This window comes from Rahnella perminowiae (assembly GCF_019049695.1).
Classification (GTDB): domain Bacteria; phylum Pseudomonadota; class Gammaproteobacteria; order Enterobacterales; family Enterobacteriaceae; genus Rahnella; species Rahnella perminowiae.
Window position 1 is genome coordinate 39,611 of record NZ_JAFMOT010000166.1, and the last position, 16,960, is coordinate 56,570.

Here is a 16,960-nt window from a genome sequence, read left to right on the forward strand (position 1 = left end):
TTGTACCTATTTCGTAAGGTGACAGCATGCCCTCATATCAGGATAACCCCGCACTGGCGCAACTGACGCTGGGCAAAAGCACGGCTTATGTCGATCAGTACGACGCCTCTTTATTGCAGGCTGTTCCGCGCAGCATGAACCGGGAGCCGCTGGGCCTCTATCCGGATAACTTACCCTTTCATGGCGCAGATATCTGGACGCTATATGAATTGTCCTGGCTGAATGCCAAAGGCCTGCCGCAGGTTGCCGTGGGTGAAATCAGTCTGAATGCCAATAGTCAGAATCTGATCGAATCCAAAAGTTTCAAACTCTATCTGAACAGTTTCAATCAGACCGTTTTCCCGGACTGGCAGGCGGTGCAGGAAACACTGACTCGTGATTTAAGTGCCTGCGCGCAAGGCGAAGCCACGGTAACCGTCAGCCGCCTGTCTGAGATTGAAGGTTCACCTGTCGGACATTTTGACGGTGTTTGCATTGATGAACAGGACATTGAAATCGACAGCTATGAGTTCAGCACCGATTATCTGGCCGGTGCCAAAGGCGACGAGATGGTTGAGGAATCGCTGGTCAGCCATTTGCTGAAATCCAACTGTCTGATCACCCATCAGCCTGACTGGGGTTCCGTTCAGATCCACTATCGTGGCCCGAAAATTGATCGTGAAGCACTACTGCGTTACCTGGTTTCTTTCCGCCATCATAACGAATTTCACGAACAGTGCGTTGAACGCATCTTCAATGATCTGCTGCGTTTCTGCCAGCCGGAAAAGCTTGCCGTTTATGCGCGCTATACACGCCGCGGCGGTCTGGACATCAATCCATGGAGATCCAACTTCCCGTTTGAACCTGCAACGGCAAGACTTGTCAGACAATAATGCGAGACGTTGCTCAAGAACTGAGCTAACGCTCTGTCAGCATTGGTAAAAGCCTGATGGCGGGGTTACTGTTAAATCGCATACGGCGCAAAAAACATGATCCGAAAATCATGCGTCGCAATCAGGTAGCAGAAAGAATCACTGCACCCGTTGGTGTCAAGGAGCAACTTTGATTACACATATCAGCCCGTTAGGCTCAATGGATTTGTTGTCACAGCTGGAAGTTGACATGCTCAAACGTACAGCGAGCAGCGACCTCTACCGTCTTTTCAGAAATTGTTCACTGGCCGTGCTTAACAGCGGCAGCCAGACTGACAGCAGTAAAGAACTTCTCGACCGTTACGAAAGCTTTGATATCAATGTGCTGCGCAGAGAGCGTGGCGTAAAACTCGAACTGGTAAACCCGCCGGAAGACGCTTTTGTTGATGGCAGGATTATCCGCTCACTCCAGGCCAATCTGTTTGCGGTCCTGCGGGATATCCTGTTCGTGAGCGGGCAAATCGACAATGCCGGTCGTTTTCAGAACCTGAATACTGAAAATTCAGCGCACCTGACCAACCTGGTGTTCTCTATCTTACGCAATGCCCGCGCCCTGCATCTGGATGAAGATCCGAACATGGTGGTGTGCTGGGGCGGACACTCAATCAATGAAATTGAATATCAGTATGCCCGCAACGTCGGCAGTCAGCTGGGTTTGCGCGAACTGAATATTTGTACCGGCTGTGGTCCGGGCGCAATGGAAGCACCGATGAAAGGTGCTGCCGTCGGCCATGCTCAACAACGCTACAAAGCGGGCCGTTTTATTGGCATGACAGAGCCGTCGATTATTGCCGCTGAGCCACCCAACCCCCTGGTCAACGAACTGATCATCATGCCGGATATCGAAAAACGGCTTGAGGCGTTCGTCCGTATTGCCCACGGGATCATTATCTTCCCGGGCGGTGTAGGTACCGCTGAGGAATTGCTGTATCTGCTGGGCATTCTGATGGATCCGGAAAATAGCGATCAGGTTTTACCGCTGATCCTCACCGGTCCGAAAGAAAGCGCCGATTACTTCCACGTTCTCGATGCCTTCATTAAAGAAACGCTGGGTGAAGAGGCCTGCAAGTTCTACACCATCATCATCGACGATCCGACAGAAGTCGCCCGCCAGATGAAACGCGCCATGCCGCTGGTGAAAGAAAACCGTCGTAACAGCGGTGATGCCTACAGTTTCAACTGGTCGATTCGCATTGCGCCCGATTTGCAGCATCCGTTCGAGCCAAACCATGAAAACATGGCGAACCTGAATCTTTATCCGAACCAGCCACCGCAGGAACTGGCCGCTGCACTGCGCCGCGCCTTCTCCGGTATTGTGGCGGGTAACGTGAAAGAATTTGGAATTCAGGCTATCGAAAAACACGGCCGCTTCAAGCTGCACGGCGATCCGGCATTAATGAAAAAAATGGACAGCCTGCTGCAAGGTTTCGTCGCACAGCACCGCATGAAATTGCCGGGCAGCGCCTATATTCCTTGCTATGAGATTTGTGCCTGATTTACCGGCCACACTTCGAAAGCAGATCTAAGGGCGACGTGAGTCGCCTTTATTATGGAGATTATCATGGCTATACATCTGCTGATTATCGATGCCCTGAACCTGATCCGCCGTATTCATGCGGTTCAGGGGTCGCCTTGTCTGATGACATGCCAAAACGCCATCGGCCAGCTGATTCAGCATACACAGCCCACACATGCCGTGGCCGTATTTGACGAAGATGACCGGGCAGACAGCTGGCGTCATCAGTGTCTGCCAGACTACAAAGCCGGGCGCTCACCGATGCCCGATAACCTGTTTGCGGAAATGCCCAGTCTGAAGGCCGGTTTTGAAGCGCAGGGGATCGCCTGCTGGCATTCTGCGGGTAATGAAGCGGACGATCTGGCGGCAACGCTTGCAGTCAAAGTGTCATCCGGTGGCCATCAGGTCACCATCGTTTCAACTGATAAAGGCTATTGCCAGCTGCTGGCACCGAATATTCAGATCCGCGATTACTTTCAGAAACGCTGGCTGGATATGCCTTTTGTGCAGGATACGTTTGGCGTATTGCCTCAGCAACTCACCGATTACTGGGGTCTCGCCGGGATCAGCAGCAGTAAAATTCCGGGTGTACCGGGAATTGGCCCGAAAACAGCGGTGACATTACTGAAACAGACCGGTTCGCTGGACGAGATTTACGACAATCTGGAGGGTGTGCCGGAAAAATGGCGTAACAAGCTTGAAGAGCATCGTGAACTGGCATATGCCTGCAAACGGGTTTCGACGCTGCAAACCGACGTCGTCCTGGACGGCAACTTACAGCAACTGCGCCTGCCATAAAATGGGGGTAAAAAGGCGCTTCTTATTAAGAAACGCCATAACCAGATACTCAAAATAATTCGAGTTGCAGGAAGGCAGCAAGTAAGTGAATCCCGATGAGCTTACATGAGTAAGTGATTCGGGTGAGCACATGCAGCCAACGCATCAGCAACTCGAAGTATGACGAGTATCAGCGATCACGCTCGTCGCGGCGCCCGCCAATAGCCGACCAGAAACGGCGGATATGTACGGTGACTTCTTCACGATCGTGATAAAGCTGTTTCGCAAAGATCTCGGCATTCACGCCATTTTCTTTCAGACGTTCGTCGATGCGCTCAAGAATGTTAGAGACTTCTTCGTAGCGCTTTTTCATCGGCAACTTAAGATTGAAGATTGCCTCACGACACCAGCCATTGACCAGCCAGTCACACATGAGTGCAGCCACTTTCGCCGGTTTTTCGACCATGTCACACACCAGCCAGTAATTCTTGGTACTGGTGGATTTATAACGAAAGCCGTCTTCACGCAGATGAATAACCTGACCGGTTTCCATCAGGCTTGGCGCCATCGGACCGTTGTCGACTGCCGTGACCATCATGCTGCGTTGTGTCAGCTGATAGGTCCACCCGCCCGGACAAGCCCCTAAATCGACCGCGTACATGCCACTTGCCAGCCGTTCATCCCACTCATCAGCCGGAATAAAGACATGGAAAGCCTCTTCAAGTTTCAGCGTCGAGCGGCTTGGCGCTTCGGAAGGGAACTTAAGGCGCGGGATACCCATATAAAACGGTGAATTGTTATTGCTGTAGGAATACCCCACATAACAGCACCCCGGCGCGATAAAGAACACATGCACGACCGGACGCAGCGCATTTTCTTTTTTGCCCAGAACCTTGCATTCGCGCATCGCAGAACGCAGCGGCACCGTCAGTTTGCGACAGAACTTGGTCAGCTCTTTACTTTCATTAGTATCCGGCACTTCAACGCGAAGTTCTCCCCCGTTGGTGATCACGTTCTGGACCATCCCGACGATCGGAGAAACACGATCTTCCGGCGGTAAATCTTTGAGTAATTCACCTACCACAATTAACTGACGGGCAAAAATCAGCTCACGGAAAGGCAGTTCTTTAGCGATGCGGTCAGCATCATCAGGCTGATAACATTCAAATAATACATAACCGCTGTTTTCTTTGACGCGGGCAAAACCGAAGATTTCCATCTTTGCGGCTTTATCGGTAATTTCTGCTGCGCATTCTTTTTCAAAACCCTGACGGCAGTAGAGAGCAACTTTATTCATGGCGTTCGGCCTTTTTCTTCAGGCGCAATGCGCCGATCAACAACAAAATCCAACCGACCAGAAACATGGTACCGCCAATCGGAGTTACAAAAACGAATAAACGGAGGTGTGACAGCGCAAGGCAATAAAGGCTGCCGCTGAATAAAACGGTTCCCAGCGCTAAAAAGGCGCTGCTCCAGTAGAACCACACATTGCGCTGGCGTTGCATCGCAACACCCAGAATCATTATCGCAAGCGTATGTATACTTTGATAAGTTAAGCCGGTATGGATCCACGTCATTTCGGCTTCGCCAAGCGACTGGCTCAATACGTGTGCGCCAAAAGCACCGAAAGCGACGTAAATAAAACCGCTGATCGCGGCGAAAATCAACATTGCACGACTGGTCATTATGCGATACCCGTTATCGTTATTTGCCGATGAAAATCCTGATTAACCCATCTCATCAGCAGACTCACGGTTTCTATCCCCGGCGATCGGGCCTCATGCCTGATCGAAACGAAAGCGCAGTTTTTCCTGCTCGCTGGCTGCACGCGCGAGGATCCACTGACGAAAGGCGGCTATTTTACCCAGTTCTGCCTGACTGTCATGACAAACCAGATAAAAAGCATTTTTACTGATTAAAACTTCACTGAACGGACACACCAGACGTCCGGCCTCAATTTCGGTCTGCGCCATAACATTATTAACCAACGCAATACCCTGACCGTGGACAGCAGCCTGAACCACCATCGCACTGTGGCTGAAGATAGGTCCCTGCTGCACGTTCACATGTTGTAACCCGAGCTGTTTGGTGTACGCCAGCCAGTCGCGACGGGAAGCATCGTGCAGCAAGGTATGATGGCTTAAATCGGCGGGTTCCTTCAGCGGATTATCCCCCATCAGCAATGAAGGGGAGCAGACCGGCAGTAAATATTCCGCATACAATCGCTCTGCCCGCAGCCCCGGCCAGTTACCCCGGCCGTGGAATATGGCGACGTCAACATCGTCGGCCAATTTATCTTCTTCACGGTCCACAGCCTGGATACGCACATCAATGCCCGGATAAGCTGAGTTAAAGCCAGACAACCGTGGCACCAGCCATTGAATCGCAAAACTTGGCGGCAAACTGACGGTCAGCGCGCCTTTGGCACTGCGTGCCTGAAGTTTACGCGTGGCTTCATTGAGAGCAGAAAATATCTCTTTAATATCCAGATAATAACTCTGCCCTTCTTCGCTCAGTAACAAAGAGCGATTGCGTCGGCGAAACAGCTTTAGCCCTAAAAAGTCCTCAAGGGACTTAATCTGGTGGCTAACCGCGGCTTGCGTGACAAATAATTCCTCGGCAGCCTTAGTAAAACTAAGGTGGCGCGCTGCGGCATCAAATACCCGCAAAGAGTTCAGAGGCGGTAAACGTTTTGACATAGAATGGATACTTCTTATTCGCCGGTTAGCGGGACGCCTGTCCGTAGGTTTTGGTATTAGTTTTTTTAATCCGAGACATTATAATTTGTCCGTTGAGGATGTACAGGCAAAAACCTATAGTGGCGCCACTTCCTGAGCCGGAACGAAAAGTAAATTGGTATGAGGATGCTGAGATACTTTTGGCTTGTGGTTGTGATGTTGTGTTTGCAATTGTCTGGCAATCCAGACGCGTAGCGTAAATGCTACTCACTTTTCACTTCCTGTACATTACCCTGTCTGTCCAAAGTGATTTTTTAGCACCGCAATTTGCGGTGCTTTTTTTTGCCCTTTTTACTGCAAAAGGGCCGCAAAGAAAGCACAATGCGGTACAAAGGCGAGCGCATAATGTGACAAAACCGGCCTCATCGCAAGAGGGGCCGGTTTTGTCATAAAGCAACGTGTGAGGTTACCTGAGCGACTGGTTCAAGGTATTCACGTCAGGGATCAATTCCCTTCTGCCATTTCTTTGATTTCAGATTTATTGATCTGCTGCTTGTTGCCATACGCATCGGTATAACTGATCATACCGGTATCACTGTCCGTGCTAGGTTTGCCTTCAGCAACAATGGTACGGCCATCATTGGTATGCATCACATAGTTGCTCGAACAGGCGGCAAGTGTTGTCGTCAGCAGTGCAGCTGAAATTACGGCGGCGATCTTCTTCATCTTAGACTCCTTGCAGATTAATATGCTTCAAATTCCTGGTAGGACTCCAGGCTAATGCTTCTAGTCTTCGTAATTCAGCATAACAAACCTCTGATAAATTTCCAGGTAACCATTCCTAAAATGAATAAGCGGCGGCTATTACAGATAAAACTGTATTCTTTCACTCAGGCCGAAGGATCTGATTTCGTATGACTGATTTTAACCCCCGGGATTTTCGTCAACAGTTTCCTGCGCTGTCTCAGGGACAATGTTATCTAGACAGCGCTGCCACGGCGCTGAAGCCACAGGCGGTGATCGAGGCCACCCTGAATTTCTACTCGCAGGAAGGAGCCACCGTTCACCGTAGTCAGCATCATGCGGCACAAACCCTCACAGATCACTACGAGCAGGCCAGAATGCTGGTGGCGCAGTGGATTAACGCCCCACTTCCTGAAAATATCGTCTGGACGCGGGGAACCACAGAGTCCGTCAATATGGTCGCGCAAGGCTGGCTGCGCCCGCGTTTACAGCCCGGCGACGAAATTATTGTCAGTCAGGCTGAACATCACGCCAACCTTATTCCGTGGCTGATGGTAGCTGAGCAGTGTCAGGCGCAGGTGATTACGTTGCCGGTGGATGAACACGGTATTGCGGATATCACCGCCCTCTCTGCCCTGCTGAACAATAAATCCCGCCTGCTGGCACTGACGCAAATGTCCAATGTCACCGGTGGCATGCCCGATATAGCCCGCGCCATTGCGCTGGCACACGCTAACGGCACCGTCGTTCTGATCGATGGCGCGCAAGGCGTTGTTCATTGCCCGCCAGACGTACAACAACTCGATATCGACTTTTACGCCTTCTCCGGCCATAAGCTGTACGGGCCGACAGGCATCGGTGTGTTATATGGCAAAACTGAATTACTCGAGAATATGGCCCCCTGGCAAGGCGGCGGCAAAATGCTGACTCAGGCCTCCATGACCGGTTTTACCCCGCAGGCTGTTCCTCACCGCTTCGAAGCGGGTACGCCCAACATTGCCGGTGTAATCGGCATGTCAGCAGCCCTGAAATGGTTAACAACCGTTGATCTGCACGCCGCGGAGAAATATACGCAAAATCTGGCGAATCTGGCTGAAGAACAACTTAAACAGATTGACGGTTTCCGCAGCTTCCGCTGTCAAAATTCATCCGTTCTGGCATTCGATATCGCCGGTGTGCATCACAGCGATCTGGTGGCATTGCTGGCTGAACAGGCCATTGCCGTGCGCGCCGGACAGCATTGCGCCCAGCCATTGATGGACGCTCTGGGCATCAGCGGAACATTACGGGCCTCATTTGCGCCGTATAATAATGAACAGGACGTTATGCGGCTGGTCAGCGCGGTAGAATATGCCCTCGACCTGTTAGCCGGTTAATTCATTTTTTTTGAGGAATACCATGTTAGCGCCACATCCTTTTGGCCATGAGATCACCGAAAACTCCCTGACCGAAAAATTCGCGTCATTCCGCCAGTGGGAAGATCGTTACCGCCAGTTAATTTTGCTGGCGAAATCTTTACCGCCGCTGGATATATCGCTGAAAACGCCCGAAAATGAGCTGAGTGGTTGCGAAAACCGTGTCTGGCTGGGCGCAGAAAAAACGGAGAATGGAACGATGCATTTCTATGGCGACAGCGAAGGGCGGATCGTTAAAGGTCTGCTGGCAGTGCTGCTGACTGCCGTGGAAGGTAAAACGCCGGCAGAGATTCTGATGCGGGATCCGCTGATGCTATTTGATGTATTGGGGTTGCGTGAGCAACTCAGTACCAGCCGTTCCAGCGGACTTAATGCGCTGGCAGAAGGCGTAATCACCCTCGCCCGTCAGGCTGCCTGAGCCTGACGCTGTGCTTTAGCCATCATTTTCTTCAGTACGTGGGATACCGCGACAAAACCAAACGTCGCGGTCACCATCGTCGCAGCACCGAAACCAGACGCGCAATCCATGCGTTTAACGCCTTCTGCGCTTGCCTTTGCAGCACATACTGTGCCATCAGCCTGCGGGTACATCAGCGGTTCGCTGGAAAATACACAGTCGATCCCAAGCTTACCTTTGCTGTTCTTCACCACCTTGAAATCATTTTTCAGACGTTCACGCAGTTTTGCCGCCAGCGGATCCTGAATTGTTTTCGCCAGATCCACCACGGAAATTTGGGTCGGATCAATTTGTCCGCCCGCCCCGCCTGTGGTCACCACCGGGATTTTAAAACGACGGCAATAGGCCAGCAGCGCAGCTTTAGGCCGGACGCTGTCAATAGCATCAATCACATAGCTAAAACCCTGATCAAGCATCTCAGCCACGTTACCGGGCGTAATAAAATCATCGATACAGGTGACTTTGCATTCCGGATTAATCGCCAGAATACGCTGTGCCATGATTTCCGTTTTTGCCTGCCCGACATTTTCACGCAACGCATGGATTTGACGGTTGGTATTGGTCACGCAAACATCATCCATATCAATCAAGGTGATCGCGCCAATGCCGGTGCGGGCCAGCGCTTCCGCCGCCCAGGAACCCACTCCGCCAATACCGATCACACAGACATGCGCCTGCGAGAACAACTCCAGCGATTGCTGACCATAAAGCCGGGCAGTTCCGCCAAAACGTTGCTGATAAGCGTCGGAGTAAGTAGCTGTCATGAAAAAATAAACCTCAGTGCGTTCGTAAACTTTGTCGTTTGAAATATTAACGGGTGAAAACTAGTTGGACGGCGCGTATGCCGTAAACAGCGGCTTGCCGTTCTGCGCTGATTTTAACACCCAGACGCGACCATAGTGATTATAAAATCCGGCTGAATGCCCGGCATCAGGGCCAATTCCCTGATACATATCGAAATGTTGTCCTTTAATCGCACCACCGACATCCAGTGCCACCATCAGACGCATATGATATTTACCGGTGAACTTGCCTTTATCGTTAAGCTCAGGCACTTCCGCCAGTAATGTTGTTCCTGCCGGGATCAGTGAACGGTCAGAAGCCACAGAGGCTTTGGCAATCAGCGGCACACCGCTGGCACCACGAACCGGAGCAAAAGGCTCTGGTTTGAAGAAAACGAATGACGGATTCTGCTCCAGCAATTCACGCACTTGTGCCGGTGTGTGGGTGTCCGCCCACTGGCGGATCGCCTGCATCGACATATTTTCGCGCGCCACTTCCCCACGATCAATCAACACTTTGCCGATGCTGCGGTAGGCATGGCCGTTTTTACCGGCATATCCGAAGAACATGAACGGGCGCCCGTCGCCGTAATCGACATAACCGCTGCCCTGCACTTCCATCATAAAGTTATCCATCAGGGAATTAGTCCAGGCAACCACGTAGTTATCGCTCAGTGCACCGGAATAAATTGAGGCGCGATCAGGCAGACGGCCGCGTTTTGGCGGCATACGATAAAGCGGATACTGGAATTCACCCTGACGGGTGTAGCGCGCCTGCACCACCGGCGTGTAATAGCCGGTCAGTTGCACATTACCAAAATTGTCAGCACCTTCCATCTGATACGCGCTGATGCCGTACTGGCTAAGGTTGCGGGTATCAGCCCCGGAGCGCAGCCATTGTTCGACAGCCTGGAATGTTGTGTTATTACGACCATATAAAGAAGAAGAGGCAATTTGTACCGCGGCGACCTGATTAGAGTAATCCAGCGCATTCACTGGTTTGCCTGTGGCATTCGGCTCATTCACATATTCGAGTGCATTATCCAGACGGCCATCTTTGTACTGCTGGCCCCGGTCAGTAGGTCGCGAAGAACAACCCGCCAGCACCGCTAACACCAAACCACCCAGCAGATATTTACTCCAACGTCCTTTCATTATTGCCGCGCTCTCTTACTTTCAGGAAAATGACTGGCGAAACGATAACAAACGCCCTATCAGAAAGGAATTGCCACAGCCGAAAAAAGTGTACTGAGCCAAATTGAACATCAAACGGCAATTTTGTGGATAAAAAGCCAGCAACTAAGTGCTTTATTTGAATAAATTCAAAAAAGGGTTGCACGAAATCTCATGGGGAGTATAGTTCGCCTCCATCGGACGCGGGGTGGAGCAGCCTGGTAGCTCGTCGGGCTCATAACCCGAAGGTCGTCGGTTCAAATCCGGCCCCCGCAACCAATTCGATTTCGATGCATAAAATGCTCAGTTGAATTGTACGATGAATTAAAGCAGTATACGGACGCGGGGTGGAGCAGCCTGGTAGCTCGTCGGGCTCATAACCCGAAGGTCGTCGGTTCAAATCCGGCCCCCGCAACCAATTCGAGACCGATGCATGAAGATGCTCAGTTCGGATAATGTGATGAAGTAAAGCTGTAAGAGTAGTGACGGACGCGGGGTGGAGCAGCCTGGTAGCTCGTCGGGCTCATAACCCGAAGGTCGTCGGTTCAAATCCGGCCCCCGCAACCAACTACTAAAAATCGGTTACAAACATCAGGCACCCTAACGGGTGTTTTTTTGTCTCTGAATTCCGCCAAGCGGCGGGAATAATCACCTCGCAGCCTCTCTGGTTATCCCCTCGCCAACATCCCACCTTCTGCAAAATATGCTTTGATCCCGGCCAGAATAGACTCTGCCACCTGCTGCTGAAAATGTGCAGTCCGCAATTTCTTCTCTTCACTGATGTTACTGATAAACGCCGTTTCCACCAGAATTGACGGGATATCCGGCGCTTTTAATACCGCGAACCCGGCCTGATCCACTTTATTTTTATGCAGATGATTAATCCTGCCCATACGCGTCAGCACTTCTTTGCCAAATTTCAGGCTATCGCTGATGGTTGCTGTCTGAACCAGATCAAACATCGTGTGATCCAGATAGCGGTCACCGCTTTTACTGACGCCGCCTATCAGGTCAGATTCATTCTGTGTTTGTGCGAGAAAACGTGCTGCGGAACTGGTTGCCCCTTTGGTCGACAGAGCGAAAACCGACGAGCCTTTTGCTGCACGGCTGGTAAATGCATCTGCGTGAATAGAGATAAAAAGGTCTGCCCGCAGTTTTCGTGCCTTTGCCACGCGGACTTTAAGCGGAATAAACACATCCTCATTGCGGGTCATATGCGCTTTCATATTGGGTTCACGCATAATCAGCTTCTGTAATCTGCGGCCGATCTGCAATACAACATCTTTCTCACGGGTCTTATATTTGCCAATCGCCCCCGGATCTTCACCGCCATGACCAGGATCAAGCATGATCACCAACGGCCGGCTTCGCCCCGCCTGACCATCTTTTGCCTTTTCCGGAGGTAGCGTTCTCGCCACATCTCCGCGGTTGTAATCTTCCAGTAACGCCAGCAGCGGATCGTCCTGAGCACTGATTTCACCCTCTTGCGGATAAAGATCGAGCACCAGCCGGTTATGGAATTCAGCGACCGGTTTCAGCGTGAAGACATGTGGATTGATTACACGCTTGAGCTCAAACACCAGGCGGACCGTTTTGGTATCAAACTGCCCCACCCGCGCCTGTCTGATATAAGGATCACTTTGCTGGACTTTTTCGCCCAACCCTTTTAACACACTGTTGAGATGCACATCTTCGATATCCACCACAACGCGCGGCGGATCGCTGAGCAGAAACTGCTTATATTTTAAGGGAGTGCGGGATTCAAGCGTAATTCGGGTATAAGTAGACGAGGGCCAGATACGTACAGCAATGACCTGTGAGCTGGCAGCAAAACCCACTTTACTCACGCTCAGTATCCAGGAAGCAGCTACGGTTTGCAGGAGGCGTCGTCTTCCGGGATTGTGGGTATCGTCAGTCATGCAGTCTCAAAAAGTGTCCAAAAGTAAAAAATAGCTGATAAAAAACTCATTTTACGAATTCTAACGAATCATATCCTGCATGTCATTCCTAAACATTTATTCGATTTATCAATTTGTTGTATGTTTGTGATGGGTGTTAAAACAAAAACAGAGATTTCTTACTTGCCACAGCGCCGCAAAAGAATAAAAATACAAAAATTACGAATAAAAATTCATACGAGGTTTTGCCGTGAAGGAACGTAGTACTGAACTGGTTCAGGGATTTCGCCACTCAGTTCCCTATATAAATGCTCACCGAGGCAAAACATTCGTTGTCATGCTCGGTGGGGAAGCCATTGAACATGAAAATTTTAGCAATATTGTCAACGATATCGGCCTGTTACACAGTTTAGGCATCCGTCTGGTCGTCGTTTATGGCGCCCGTCCGCAGATTGATGAGAACCTTTCTGAGCATAATTACGAGCCGATTTATCATAAGAATATTCGCGTCACGGATGCACGTGCGCTCGAACTGGTTAAGCAAGCCGCCGGGCTGCTGCAGCTCGATATCACGGCGCGGCTGTCAATGAGTCTGAATAATACGCCACTTCAGGGCGCGCATATCAATGTCGTCAGCGGCAATTTTATCATTGCTCAGCCGCTGGGCGTCGATGACGGTATTGATTACTGTCATAGTGGGCGTATCCGCCGTATTGATGAAGAAGCGATTCACCGTCAGCTCGACAGCAATGCGATTGTCTTGCTCGGTCCGGTTGCAGTTTCGGTTACCGGTGAAAGCTTCAACCTGACTTCCGAAGAAGTCGCAACACAACTGGCGATCAAACTGAAAGCAGAAAAAATGATCGGCTTCTGCTCTTCGCAAGGGGTAATCAACGAGGAAGGTAATATTATTTCCGAACTGTTTCCTAATGATGCACAGCAAAAAATTGATCAGATGGAATCCGGCGGCGATTATCTTTCCGGTACCGTTCGCTTCCTGCGCGGCGCGGTGAAGGCCTGCCGCAGCGGTGTACGTCGCAGTCACCTGATCAGTTATCAGGAAGACGGTGCACTGGTTCAGGAACTGTTTTCGCGCGACGGCATTGGCACGCAAATCGTGATGGAAAGTGCCGAACAAGTTCGGCGAGCAACCATCAACGACATCGGTGGCATTCTGGAACTTATTCGTCCGCTGGAACAACAGGGTATTCTGGTACGCCGTTCCCGCGAGCAGTTGGAAATGGAAATCGATAAATTTACCATTATCGAGCGGGATAACCTGACCATCGCCTGTGCGGCGCTTTATCCGTTTCATGATGAAGGGATTGGCGAAATGGCCTGCGTGGCGGTTCACCCGGACTACCGCAGCTCTTCACGGGGTGAAATGTTACTGCAACGCGTTGCCAGCCAGGCGAAACTCATGGGGCTGAACAGGCTGTTTGTACTGACGACCCGCAGCATTCACTGGTTCCAGGAGCGTGGTTTCAAACCAGCAGAAGTGGATGTGTTGCCGATTCAGAAACAGGAAATGTACAACTACCAGCGTCGTTCCAAAATACTGATCGCTGAGCTGTAACTCTCTCACTACCTGGCCTCAGTTATAAAAAGGACGCTTCCGCGCCCTTTTTATTTTGCTTTACACATCAGCGGGTTATTTATCCGTGTGCGGTTCCAGCGCCTGTTGCAACGTTGAGGTATCAGACCAGGTTTTAAAGCCCTCAGGCGCCGCGTATTGTGGCGACTTGCTGTCATTGCCTGAGACCTGTGACAACATCGCCAGACCATCCTGTTTTATTACGGCCTGATTGAAGTAATCCGCCAGCTGAGTTTGCGTCAGCCCGGCAATAACCCGGATAACATTCGTGCGGGTGTCAAATTGTGGATTTCCGCGGCTAAAATCATTTCCCAGACGGTCAGCTTCCTCATCTAACGTTTGCGGGTTTTGCTGCATTTCATTCACCAGCCCCTGTTTGTATTGCAGGAACTCGTCATCCTTCATTTCACGCAGACGTTTTTCGGCCTGCGGATAAAATGCCAGATAGCGCTGATACAGATAATCAGGTTGCCTGCTGTTACTTTGCAGCAGGAAACCAATCCCCCACTGTTTGCCTACCGGAATAGGAAAAGCAAACACTGCGTAACCCAGTTGTTCTTGTGTCCGAAGCTGACTGTAGAACCATGGCTGAATAATTTGTCCCAGCAAAGCACTGTACGCCATGCTCTGAACTTCATCATAACCGGTGGGGACATACGCCGTTGCCAGCGCAGAGTCCGAACTTGTCCCGATACGCTGAATATTCGCTTTCAGCGGTCCGGTCACTACGGCCTGCTTGCCGCGCCACCACTGTGTCCCATGCTCACCCAACTTTTGCATGATTTGCGAAGACATCGCTTTAACCTGATCAGCCGTCATATTTCCCACGACCATCACTTCTACCGCAGCATGATGAACCAGTTGTTCACGGTAGGCGTTCACCTCTTCCAGTGTGATGGCGGAAACCAGCTTTTCACGCTCGCTGCGCTCGGTATAAGGCACCCGCGAAAGCAACTGAACCGGTTGTAACGCCAGCTCAAACGCTTTCCCTTTATCTGCTGAAGCTAAACGCTCGAGATACCATGATTTCGCCTGATCAAGCTGTTCCTGTGTCGGTTTGAAATCAGGGTAGTTATCGACCAGTGCGGCCAGTAAATCAGGCAGACACTCGGTGAAACCGGTAGCAGTAAATTGTAATCCGTTATCAGGCGATGTGCCGAACGTGATCCCGCCAATGGATGCCTGATAGCTCAGCTGATCAAAAGCAACGCCGGTGAGGTAATCCGTCAGGCCATACAGCACCTGATTTTTAGCCGTGCTGAGAGACTGCTCATTGCGGAAAGAAACGGTCACATTCGCTTTAGGCTCATCAGCAAAATAGCGACTCGGCATGTAGAACACCCGCAACCCTTTATCTTCAACTAACAATTCAGGTTTCGTCGCCGTCGAATCTTTAGTGACCAGCGCAAGTGAGTCCGGAATGTACGGATTCAGCGCAGGCAGCGACAGAGAAATCCCCTGCCCCAGCGTCTTCCACTGCGAGTAGGTTTGCACGGGAACTTTATCGATCTCATACGGCGCATTAACAAAGTAGGCCACTTTATTGTGAGGCTCATTCGGGCTGATGATCCAGTAACGTGCATTTTGCGGCGTCATTTCAGTTAGCCGTGATTCAATCGCTTTAGGATCATACTGGTCAGTAAGATACGGCGAGTCGAGAACATGCCCGACAGGTACCCGCAGCATGGTATCCACCAGCCATTCGACATAATCCATATCACGCGTCAGTGCCGGATAGCGGAAGTCGAGCGCCATAACGTGGGCAATCTCATCAAAATAGGATTTCCGGATCCCCTGAGCGCGCATTTCATTGAGATAGTTGAAAATGGCGGCAATAACGGTATCGCGTTGCGCCAGCCCCTTATCCGTCAGGGAAACAGAAATATTGAATACGCCCATATTACGGTTAACCATCGGATCCGCACCTGCACTGATCCCGTCGGCATAGCCCTGCTTCTGTAACCAGTCGGATAGGGTATTCGGGCTGCGGTTACCAATAAGGTAGCTGATATAGGTATCGGTTTTACTGCGAAAATCGGCACTATTGTTATCAATGGCAAATTCAATCCGCAATTCTTTGCGCGGCTGTGCAGGAACGAAATGGATAAACTCGCCCTTTTGGTCTGCAGTTAACGTCGGGACTGTAATCGGCGGCACGGCGGCATGATGATTGGCGATCTGGCCAAAGGTTGTGGAGGCCAGTTCAGCAAGTTCAGGCAAAGGTTTATTGCTATAAATCACACCGACCATGAGGTTAGCGGAATAGTAACGCTGATAAAAAGCCGTCAGCTGGTCATGAAGCTTACTGCCCGGTTTATCTTTCAACGTATCCAGATTACCCCCTGAGAAGCGGGCTGCCGGGTGCATAGGATTTAATGTTTCTGCGCGAACTTGCGCCATCCGCATACCGTCACGCGATCGGGCCATCGTCAGTTCAGCGTTCACGGCATTACGCTCACGGTCTCCGTTGGCGGGATCTAATAGTGGTTGGCCGATAGCATCCGCCAGGCGATCTACCGCTTCTGGCAAGGCATCGTTTTCTACTTCAAGATAAAACGCGGTGCGGTAAGAAGCTGTACTGCCATTATGGCTCCCACCGTGTTTCTTAAGGAATTCAGACAGGCTTTCCGGCTGAGGATATTTCTTCGAGCCCATCAGCAACATATGCTCAGTATAATGGGCAAGGCCTAACTGAGAATCAGGATCCTCCAGCGAGCCGACAGGAAGGGCCAATGCGGCGAGAGATTTGGGCGCCTGAGGGTCAGAAACCAGCAAAACGGTCATATCATTGGCCAGTCTTATTGCCTGATAGTGACGAGGGTCGTTTTGACTTTTATTGATAGCTTGTGCAAAAGGTTGCCAGTCAGCTGCACTTGAAACAACAGGAATCCCAACGCTCAATAACAACAGTACCCCGAAAACGCGGGTAACCTGTTTTAACATTGCCACTCTCCCTCAATCGAATAAACGTGCCACGCAGGCAATAAATACACGGTTCAATAACCGATGAACCTC

Annotated in this window: 14 protein-coding genes and 3 tRNA genes; 9 read left to right on the plus strand and 8 right to left on the minus strand. The window is 50.9% G+C overall.

The genetic code is table 11. The features are described from left to right. Positions 1–26 precede the first annotated feature (26 nt). From queF to xni, 3 genes are all read left to right on the plus strand, one after another. Positions 27–872 carry an NADPH-dependent 7-cyano-7-deazaguanine reductase QueF gene (gene queF / locus J1781_RS07785; protein WP_129954966.1) on the plus strand — a complete coding sequence of 282 codons (846 nt, stop codon included), beginning with the start codon at positions 27–29 and terminating at the stop codon, positions 870–872. 169 nt (positions 873–1,041) lie between these two features. Beyond that, positions 1,042–2,406, plus strand: a complete 1,365-nt coding sequence (gene ppnN / locus J1781_RS07790; protein ID WP_129954965.1) for a nucleotide 5'-monophosphate nucleosidase PpnN — start codon at positions 1,042–1,044, stop codon at positions 2,404–2,406. A gap of 66 nt (positions 2,407–2,472) precedes the next feature. Continuing rightward, complete coding sequence (gene xni / locus J1781_RS07795) at positions 2,473–3,225, plus strand: flap endonuclease Xni (RefSeq protein ID WP_129954964.1); 753 nt, start codon at positions 2,473–2,475, stop codon at positions 3,223–3,225. A gap of 169 nt (positions 3,226–3,394) precedes the next feature. On the opposite strand, the gene rlmM is transcribed toward xni, so the two are convergent. The 4 genes from rlmM to J1781_RS07815 form a co-directional block, all read right to left on the minus strand. Continuing rightward, positions 3,395–4,501 carry a 23S rRNA (cytidine(2498)-2'-O)-methyltransferase RlmM gene (gene rlmM, locus J1781_RS07800; RefSeq protein ID WP_015696079.1) on the minus strand — a complete coding sequence of 369 codons (1,107 nt, stop codon included), beginning with the start codon at positions 4,499–4,501 and terminating at the stop codon, positions 3,395–3,397. Continuing rightward, positions 4,494–4,889, minus strand: coding sequence for a DUF423 domain-containing protein (locus tag J1781_RS07805; protein WP_129954963.1), 396 nt, complete (start codon positions 4,887–4,889; stop codon positions 4,494–4,496). The genes rlmM and J1781_RS07805 overlap by 8 nt, the downstream gene beginning before the upstream one ends. Before the next feature lie 93 nt (positions 4,890–4,982). Further along, entirely contained in the window at positions 4,983–5,903 is a 921-nt protein-coding gene (locus J1781_RS07810; RefSeq protein ID WP_129954962.1) for a transcriptional regulator GcvA, read from the minus strand. Positions 5,904–6,386: 483 nt separating this feature from the next. After that, complete coding sequence (locus J1781_RS07815) at positions 6,387–6,608, minus strand: YgdI/YgdR family lipoprotein (RefSeq protein ID WP_013574177.1); 222 nt, start codon at positions 6,606–6,608, stop codon at positions 6,387–6,389. A 188-nt stretch (positions 6,609–6,796) separates the two neighbouring features. Between J1781_RS07815 and csdA the strand changes: the two genes are divergently transcribed. Continuing rightward, the gene (gene csdA / locus J1781_RS07820; protein ID WP_129992054.1) at positions 6,797–8,002 is read left to right on the plus strand and encodes a cysteine desulfurase CsdA; all 1,206 of its coding nucleotides are present in this window, start codon (positions 6,797–6,799) and stop codon (positions 8,000–8,002) included. Between the two features lie 22 nt (positions 8,003–8,024). Then, positions 8,025–8,459 carry a cysteine desulfurase sulfur acceptor subunit CsdE gene (csdE, locus tag J1781_RS07825; RefSeq protein ID WP_217137774.1) on the plus strand — a complete coding sequence of 145 codons (435 nt, stop codon included), beginning with the start codon at positions 8,025–8,027 and terminating at the stop codon, positions 8,457–8,459. Here the strand turns inward: csdE and tcdA are convergent. Together tcdA and mltA are read right to left on the minus strand one after the other, a co-directional pair. Next, positions 8,447–9,262: a tRNA cyclic N6-threonylcarbamoyladenosine(37) synthase TcdA gene (gene tcdA, locus J1781_RS07830; protein ID WP_217233413.1), complete on the minus strand. Its 816-nt coding sequence runs from the start codon at positions 9,260–9,262 to the stop codon at positions 8,447–8,449. The genes csdE and tcdA overlap by 13 nt on opposite strands. 60 nt (positions 9,263–9,322) lie before the next feature. Beyond that, a complete protein-coding gene (mltA, locus tag J1781_RS07835) occupies positions 9,323–10,435 on the minus strand; it encodes a murein transglycosylase A (RefSeq protein WP_129954958.1) in 1,113 nt (370 codons plus the stop codon). Positions 10,436–10,655: 220 nt separating this feature from the next. On the opposite strand from mltA, the gene J1781_RS07840 reads away from it, so the two are divergent. The 3 genes from J1781_RS07840 (at position 10,656) to J1781_RS07850 (ending at position 11,020) form a co-directional block, all read left to right on the plus strand. Next, positions 10,656–10,732, plus strand: a tRNA-Met gene (locus J1781_RS07840). Between the two features lie 62 nt (positions 10,733–10,794). Next, positions 10,795–10,871, plus strand: a tRNA-Met gene (locus J1781_RS07845). 72 nt (positions 10,872–10,943) lie between these two features. Beyond that, positions 10,944–11,020, plus strand: a tRNA-Met gene (locus J1781_RS07850). A gap of 101 nt (positions 11,021–11,121) precedes the next feature. Here the strand turns inward: J1781_RS07850 and amiC are convergent. Beyond that, positions 11,122–12,372, minus strand: a complete 1,251-nt coding sequence (gene amiC, locus J1781_RS07855) for an N-acetylmuramoyl-L-alanine amidase AmiC (protein WP_217233414.1) — start codon at positions 12,370–12,372, stop codon at positions 11,122–11,124. A 229-nt stretch (positions 12,373–12,601) separates the two neighbouring features. Here amiC and argA point away from each other — a divergent pair, with 229 nt between their 5' ends. Then, the gene (gene argA, locus J1781_RS07860; RefSeq protein WP_129954956.1) at positions 12,602–13,927 is read left to right on the plus strand and encodes an amino-acid N-acetyltransferase; all 1,326 of its coding nucleotides are present in this window, start codon (positions 12,602–12,604) and stop codon (positions 13,925–13,927) included. 75 nt (positions 13,928–14,002) lie between these two features. Here the strand turns inward: argA and ptrA are convergent, their stop codons facing one another. Further along, complete coding sequence (gene ptrA / locus J1781_RS07865; RefSeq protein WP_217233415.1) at positions 14,003–16,888, minus strand: pitrilysin; 2,886 nt, start codon at positions 16,886–16,888, stop codon at positions 14,003–14,005. Positions 16,889–16,960: the final 72 nt, after the last annotated feature.

Excerpts from the sequence above, each read along its gene's own strand:
- tcdA (WP_217233413.1), bottom strand. The coding sequence starts at position 9,262 with ATGACAGCTACTTACTCCGACGCTTATCAGCAACGTTTTGGCGGAACT.
- J1781_RS07810 (WP_129954962.1), bottom strand. The coding sequence starts at position 5,903 with ATGTCAAAACGTTTACCGCCTCTGAACTCTTTGCGGGTATTTGATGCC.
- J1781_RS07815 (WP_013574177.1), bottom strand. The coding sequence starts at position 6,608 with ATGAAGAAGATCGCCGCCGTAATTTCAGCTGCACTGCTGACGACAACA.
- ptrA (WP_217233415.1), bottom strand. The coding sequence starts at position 16,888 with ATGTTAAAACAGGTTACCCGCGTTTTCGGGGTACTGTTGTTATTGAGC.
- mltA (WP_129954958.1), bottom strand. The coding sequence starts at position 10,435 with ATGAAAGGACGTTGGAGTAAATATCTGCTGGGTGGTTTGGTGTTAGCG.
- rlmM (WP_015696079.1), bottom strand. The coding sequence starts at position 4,501 with ATGAATAAAGTTGCTCTCTACTGCCGTCAGGGTTTTGAAAAAGAATGC.
- amiC (WP_217233414.1), bottom strand. The coding sequence starts at position 12,372 with ATGACTGACGATACCCACAATCCCGGAAGACGACGCCTCCTGCAAACC.
- J1781_RS07805 (WP_129954963.1), bottom strand. The coding sequence starts at position 4,889 with ATGACCAGTCGTGCAATGTTGATTTTCGCCGCGATCAGCGGTTTTATT.
- queF (WP_129954966.1), top strand. The coding sequence starts at position 27 with ATGCCCTCATATCAGGATAACCCCGCACTGGCGCAACTGACGCTGGGC.
- csdE (WP_217137774.1), top strand. The coding sequence starts at position 8,025 with ATGTTAGCGCCACATCCTTTTGGCCATGAGATCACCGAAAACTCCCTG.
- xni (WP_129954964.1), top strand. The coding sequence starts at position 2,473 with ATGGCTATACATCTGCTGATTATCGATGCCCTGAACCTGATCCGCCGT.
- csdA (WP_129992054.1), top strand. The coding sequence starts at position 6,797 with ATGACTGATTTTAACCCCCGGGATTTTCGTCAACAGTTTCCTGCGCTG.